The organism is Nodularia sp. UHCC 0506 (assembly GCF_034931045.1).
Taxonomy (GTDB): domain Bacteria; phylum Cyanobacteriota; class Cyanobacteriia; order Cyanobacteriales; family Nostocaceae; genus Nodularia.
Window position 1 is genome coordinate 6,765 of sequence record NZ_JAYGHH010000054.1, and the last position, 3,526, is coordinate 10,290.

The window sequence follows — 3,526 nt, forward strand, 5'->3', positions numbered from 1 at the left end:
GTTGACTGTTGTAAGGAGGTCTACATTTATTGATATCAATAGTACTATTTAATAGATTACGACTATGAGCTAATTCAATAATTAATCTTAGCCAATCACGAATAAGCGCATTTTCAGAGATGTTACCTATATCAAAAATTTCAGCATAAATTGTGTTGGCAACATCCTTAACCAAATTGTTATCATCTACAACCAAGATTGAACTATAAGCAGCTAAACTAACTCTTTCCAAAACATAATCATCGTCAATATCAAGAAATCTAATTAGAGTAATTTTAATAATATTAGGATGACTAATAAAAAGCCTGGTTAAACCTTTAGTTGCTCTATCTCGAACTCGTCTATCTGAAGCGGCACAACACCAACTTAAAAACAATGCCCATAAACTACTAGTTTCTTCATTAAATGAAGATAAATCTGCTTTCAGTGACCATTCAATTAAACGCCAAGCTCCTTTTTGCTTTTCAAAATCTTCATAAAGCGAAGCACACCAAAATGGATCTCTAGTTGTCAAAAGCTGTTGTTCTAGTAAATTATTAATAAACTCAGCATTAAGTGGATGATTTGGAATTACAGCAATTCCAAACAGAGAATCTAAGATGTTTGGACAACAATTAGAATTAGATAAACCTCCATAAACTAACTCTTCAGTTCTTTCAGAAAAATTTTCAATAGCACGCCATTGAAATCCAGAAGCAATAATTGTCAAAATTTTATAACGATCTATATTTATATTGGTATTATCATTAATAATATCAATTAGTTCAACGTTAAATTTTTCAGGTAAAATAATTGAAAGTGCTTCTAGTAAACCTTGATTTTCATTTAAAGTTTTATTATCAAAATTATTGATAACAATATTGCTTAATTCATCAACTGATTGTATTGCATTAGGATTGGTAGGATTAAGTTGATTACCTTCAACTTCTTCTAATAAAAATAACGCTATCAAAAAGTCTGCTACACGCTCGAATGTAAAGCGACAAAACCATTGTTTAGGTGCAAGAGGTCTAGTTTTTTGTTCAATAAGAGCAATTAAACCTTCTTTTTCTAATTGAATAAATAGTGAACGTTCGCTATCCTCAACAGAAAATATCTCATTAACAATTTTTTGTGCTGTTACTCTTGAAAGTAGTCTAGTTTTTTCTTCAGCCATTTTTTTGGCTAAAGCATTAACAGCTTCAGTAACATTGTCATCTCTGTTATCATAACGACAAATTTCTGATATTCGTTTATTTTTTTCCTCAAGTAATAAACGTAAAACATCAGTAAATCCAATAGTACCCAGAGGTAATATTCTAGATTCAAGTCCTTCTATAGCTTGACAAACTAAATGTAAAAATAAAGGATTGGCAAATTCTGATTGTAATAATGGTGTAGCTGGTATTTCTAATTTATAAAATTTAAAAAATTGCTTAATTGCATCAAACTCACGTCCAAGAAAACCGTTATGTTCAAACTCAACCCATTTACTTCTATTATCAAATACGTCATCTAAATAAGTATCGCGACATGAAACACATAATTTTAATCTTGGAAAATTAGTAATTTTTTGACGTAGAGGTTCTAACCAAGATGTTTTCCATCTTCGCCTTTCCGATGATTCATTAAGTGCGTCAATATAAATGATGGCATTTTTCTCTGTTGCTTCGGCTGCGGAATCAATCATTCCCCAAAGTTCATCTCTGCTGATATTGCTAGATAAACCCAATTTATTACCAAAAATCTTCCAAGGTTCATCTCCAGTAAAATCTTCCCCATAAAATACTAAACATATTTGTCCTGCTTTATTAATATGTAGGGCATGATCCACAATAGCGTGGGTTTTACCAACTCCAGCACAACCACGAAGCAACATAAATTGGCTTCTAGGTAAAATAAATTCTGGACTATTTATCCATTTCTCCATTTTATATAAAAACTTAAGTAAATCACGAGTTGTATCTAACTTTGCGGCAGGAAAATCACATTGATATTCAGCATGAAACTGTCGAAATTGTGGATTATCTGCATTTTTACCATGCTTTTCTATAAATTCATTAAGAAATATTTGTTCTACTTGTATTATGTTTTCTATTAGATTCCCAATTTGTAATATTACTTTCTGTAAATCATTAGAAGATTGAGGATAAATATCTTGATTTAAAATCGAGTTTAGTGAAATAATCTGTTCTGTAATATTTTCGACTATTTGATGGCTATTTTCTGGTAATTCGTTTACATTTTTGACATGACTATGCCATTGTTGAATATTTTCATTAAATTCTTCTAAATACTTATCTACTTGTTCTTTCCAGGCATTTTGACGAGCAAAAGCTTCCAAAGCATCAAAAGCAGGAATATTTACCGATATTTTTGGAGAATAACGCTTACCTGCTTGAACTTCAGCGTCATTTAATCGTTTCTCAAGCCAATCATTTGTCATCACTTCATGGTCAAACCAATAGCGACGTAAACCACCTCCTTTATCTACAGCAAGTAAATAATCTCTTAGTATGTGTTCTGTCCAAAATTCGATAGAAAGATTAATATTATTAGATTTTAAATTTGCTAGTTGCTTTTCTTTCCATTCTTCAAGTTTTTCGGTTTGACTTTTTCCTAGCTTACCTTCTGCTTTTTTTCCTGTAGAATCAAATGGAATACAATAGATGTATTGGGTAATTTCAGGATGATTCTTCACTGCCGTTTCCAGTGAATTTTTCATTTGATTAAATTCAGAAGTTTCTAATTTATCTTTTTGAAAATATTTAGATTGAATTGCCCACTTATCACAATTAGGTAAAATCCAAATTGCTTCAACTCCACCATCACCCCCTGCACCTCGAAAACGTTGAAATTGGCTTCCTTGTGGTGGTTGAAAATTTGGAATTGAATTATCAGACAGTCGGTGAAATATTTGACAGCATAATTCTTCAAATGCGTCTGTCAAGCCACCATTATAAGGACGAATTTGTTGAAAGTTAATTTCTAGCATTACTCTAAATATTAAATATTAATATGTTACTCGAAAAAACATAAGCCGCTTACCTTTACCCCAACTAAACAACTCTGTCTATTAATGCAATGCAGACAAGACTTTGGCAAAAGTATCATCATTTTGTCAACGCTGCCAGATAATTTGGCACTCGACAACAACGAATTTTTATTATTCATTGATGCCTAGATTTAACAATCTACATTCTATTACATTTTCATTCATTCCTCATAATCATTGCCTTCGATTTCTTGTTTACGTTGCTGGACTTCGCGGTTGTCATTTTCGGTGCGATCGCCACTTCCAGGCATTTTCCGTTTTTTAGCCAGTTGGCGGATGTTAATTTGTTGTTTTACACTATTACGCCACTGTTCTCGATTAATTAAATCCAACTTTTGACAAATACTGGGAATAAACCGGGTATCAAAATTTTCAATGGGTACGTTCTCCCAGCGTTTCGATGCGTCACAGTGAACTGCTTGACAAAGTACCCACTTATCTCGGTCTGGGTTGTACTGCGGCATGATTAAATGAACTAAATCCTGTGCGACT

General features: G+C 32.3%; 1 protein-coding gene and 1 pseudogene. Both read right to left on the bottom strand.

Features of this window, described 5'->3' with window-relative positions:
• A pseudogene (locus tag VB654_RS21635) lies at positions 1-2,974 on the bottom strand (hypothetical protein); the annotation flags it as partial.
• Between the two features lie 221 nt (positions 2,975-3,195).
• Positions 3,196-3,526: hypothetical protein (locus VB654_RS21640; protein ID WP_323215861.1), on the bottom strand; the 331-nt coding region annotated here is incomplete at its 5' end.